Here is a 3,378-nt window from a genome sequence, read left to right on the forward strand (position 1 = left end):
CATTGGTCATCATGACGATACGATCTGACAGCAACACGGGTTCAGAAATCCACAGACTCACTTCATTGACGGTATCGTCTACAACGGCAAGAAACCTAATGAGTACATCAACAAGTTCAGTATTGGTCTGAAGCAGGGCGACAAGATCTGATTTCGTCTTGAATGGATCAGCCTGAGGGTTGATCCATGCAAGCTCGGACTGAATTGTCCGCTCAAGGCTGTTTGGGGGAGAGAACAAACATGACAACTGAAACTGCGTTGGCCAATAACAACATCAATAAGCCAATTATTTCCGAAAGTCTTAAAACAACAATAACAAAAACCTTTAGAACCCTGCTGATTCCTTTTGCCGGCATCCTGGTCTTTCTGATGATCTGGGCAGGAGCCGCCAGCAAGATTGATACATCACTGGGCAAATTTCCCGGACCGTCGGCAGTCTGGGAGCAAATGGGGTCGCTTTATGAAGAGCATAGCGCTGAACGAGTGAAAGAGCAGGCCTTCTATGAGCGACAAGAGAAGCGTATTGAAGCCAGACTGGCGAAGGATCCGGATTACGTACCCAAAATCCGTGCCTACACCGGTAAAGAAACGTTTCCAGACCAGATCTTCACCAGCCTTATCACTGTGCTGAGTGGATTTGTCCTGGCAGCAGTCATCGCCATACCCCTGGGGATTGCCATAGGACTGAATAAAACCCTGAATGCGGCAGTGAATCCTGTTATTCAGATTTTTAAACCGGTTTCTCCTCTGGCTTGGCTACCTTTGGTGACCATGGTCGTCAGTGCTGTTTATATCAGTCCTGACCCTTTGGTAGCCAAGTCCTTTTTAAATTCCATGATTACCGTCACGCTCTGTTGTCTGTGGCCCATGGTAATCAACACTTCAGTGGGCGTTTCTTCTATTGAGAAGGATCTGGTGAATGTCAGCCGTGTGCTGAGACTGCCAGCCCTGAAGCATGTTCAGAAAATTGTTCTGCCCGCTTCCATACCGATGATTTTCACTGGTATGAGATTGTCGTTAGGCGTTGCCTGGATGGTTCTGATCGCTGCAGAAATGCTGGCTCAGAACCCCGGTCTTGGAAAGTTCGTCTGGGATGAGTTCCAAAATGGCAGCTCAAACTCTCTGGCCCGGATTATGGTGGCGGTTATCGTCATCGGGTTTATCGGTTTTCTGTTGGATCGCACCATGCTTCAGCTGCAGCGTTTTGTCTCCTGGGACAAGGCCGGCACAGCCAGTTAATTCAACACGGAGGTGAAACAGACATGAACGCTCAAAAAGCAGCCAGCACTTTATTGGATATCAGCCATATCGACATGGTGTTTGATACGCCAAAAGGTCCATTCACGGCACTGAAAGGAGTGGACCTGAAGATCAGCAAAGGAGAATTTGTTTCGCTGATTGGCCATTCGGGTTGTGGTAAGTCAACAGTACTGAACATTGTTGCCGGGCTATACCAGGCCACTACCGGAGGCGTAGTCCTTAACGGTAAAGAAGTCAGGGAACCGGGGCCGGAAAGAGCCGTCGTGTTCCAGAATCATTCTTTGTTGCCCTGGCTGACAGCCTATCAGAATGTTGAGCTGGCGGTTAAGCAGGTGTTTGGACGCTCAAAAAGCAAGTCTGAAACCAAAGAATGGATAGAGCATAACCTCGAGCTGGTGCATATGGAGCATGCCATGCACAAGCGACCTGAAGAAATTTCCGGAGGGATGAAGCAGCGTGTCGGCATTGCCAGGGCTCTCTCCATGCAGCCGGAAATTTTGCTGATGGATGAACCCTTCGGTGCCCTCGATGCCCTGACCCGGGCTCACATGCAGGACTCTTTGATGGAGATCCAGCAGGAGCTGAACAATACCGTCATTATGATTACCCATGATGTGGATGAAGCCGTGTTGCTGTCAGATCGTATCGTCATGATGACCAATGGGCCAGAAGCCACTATTGGTGAAATTCTTGACATCAATCTGGAACGTCCCAGAGATCGCTTGGCTCTCGCAGAAGACCTTGAGTACACCCGCCTGCGCTCAGAAGTATTGAAGTTCCTCTATGAGAAACAACGCAAGGTGGAAAACATTAGCAAGCATAAAAAGAAAAAAGAAGCTTCCGGCAGTAAGAAAAGCTTTCAGGCTGCGTAGTATCCGAAAGGATAAAAACGCAGCTCAATCAACAATAACAACAATAAATCAGCAATGAGCGAGAGAAATAATTTTTGTCGCCCCGGTGATAAAAGATTATTCACAACAAAAAAACGGAGTTTAAGTCCTTGAAACACACAAAGGTAACACTACTGGCAGCAGCTATTGCGGGGGCAGCGGCTGTCTCAACGACTCAGGTACAGGCCGATGAATTTATAGAAGCGCTTACCGGCGGGGAGGCGTTTGGTGACTTCAGGCTCAGATACGAGACGGTTGATCAAGACAATACCAAGAAAGATGCTAAAGCACTGACGCTTCGGTCTCGATTGGGATACAAGACAGGTGATTATTATGGCTTTTCTGGCCTTTTGGAATTTGAAGACTCGAGGTCCATAGCGGGTATTGATGATTACAATGATACGGTTGGCAATGGTACTGACTATTCTGTGATTGCTGACCCGGGAGTTACGGAAGTCGATCAGGCGTTTATTCAATATAAAATGGAAGGGTTGACTGCAAAGCTCGGCAGACAGGTCATCGCTTACGACAATCAACGTTTTGTAGGGCATGTGGGCTGGCGACAGGATCGACAAACCTTTAATGCCCTTAGCGCTGATTATATGCCTGTTGAAGGATTGTCACTGAAGTACGCTTACATCAACAAACGCAACCGGATTTTTGCAGAAGAAAAGGATCTGAGATCCAAGGATCATTTGCTCAATGCTTCTTATGCCACACCCTTAGGCAAACTGACCGGTTACGCGTACTTACTTGAGTTGGATGATGATACCGACAACAGTCTGGATACCTACGGCGTGCGACTCTCAGGTTCGGCAGATGTCAGTGACCTGAAACTCCTCTACACCGGAGAGTATGCCACTCAGGAGAGCGAATCAGGCTCAAATAAATACGATGCCAATTTCTACTTTGTCGAAGGTGGAGTAGCGATATTCGGTATTACCACCAAAGTGGGTTATGAAGTGCTGGGCTCTGATGATGGTAATTATGGCTTCTCGACACCACTGGCTACCGCTCATAAGTTCAATGGCTGGACGGACCAGTTCCTGAGCACTCCTGCTGAGGGTCTTAAAGATCTTTATGCTTCGGTGGGTGGCAAGCTCTTTGGTGGTAAGTGGTCGGTTACCTATCACGACTTTACTGCTGACGAAGAGACCGCCACTGTTGAAGATCTGGGTAAAGAGATCGACCTGGTTTACAGCAAAAAGTTTGGGAAACACTATAACGC

The 3,378-nt window shown here is 47.9% G+C and carries 4 protein-coding genes; 3 read left to right on the forward strand and 1 reads right to left on the reverse strand.

Annotated elements, in window-relative coordinates; all coding sequences use genetic code 11:
- Positions 1-238: hypothetical protein (locus tag KDK18_RS11525; protein ID WP_257255051.1), on the reverse strand; the 238-nt coding region annotated here is incomplete at its 3' end.
- A gap of 2 nt (positions 239-240) precedes the next feature.
- Between KDK18_RS11525 and KDK18_RS11530 the strand changes: the two genes are divergently transcribed.
- The 3 genes from KDK18_RS11530 to KDK18_RS11540 all read left to right on the forward strand — a co-directional run.
- Entirely contained in the window at positions 241-1,239 is a 999-nt protein-coding gene (locus KDK18_RS11530; protein WP_257255052.1) for an ABC transporter permease, read from the forward strand.
- 23 nt (positions 1,240-1,262) lie between these two features.
- The gene (locus tag KDK18_RS11535) at positions 1,263-2,132 is read left to right on the forward strand and encodes an ABC transporter ATP-binding protein (protein ID WP_257255053.1); all 870 of its coding nucleotides are present in this window, start codon (positions 1,263-1,265) and stop codon (positions 2,130-2,132) included.
- A gap of 128 nt (positions 2,133-2,260) precedes the next feature.
- Positions 2,261-3,378 (forward strand): alginate export family protein (locus KDK18_RS11540; protein ID WP_257255054.1); only part of this gene is annotated, 1,118 nt, incomplete at its 3' end.

It is taken from the genome of Endozoicomonas sp. SESOKO3, from assembly GCF_024606255.1.

Coding starts and splice junctions, on each gene's coding strand:
- KDK18_RS11530 (WP_257255052.1), top strand. CDS start 241: ATGACAACTGAAACTGCGTTGGCCAATAACAACATCAATAAGCCAATT.
- KDK18_RS11535 (WP_257255053.1), top strand. CDS start 1,263: ATGAACGCTCAAAAAGCAGCCAGCACTTTATTGGATATCAGCCATATC.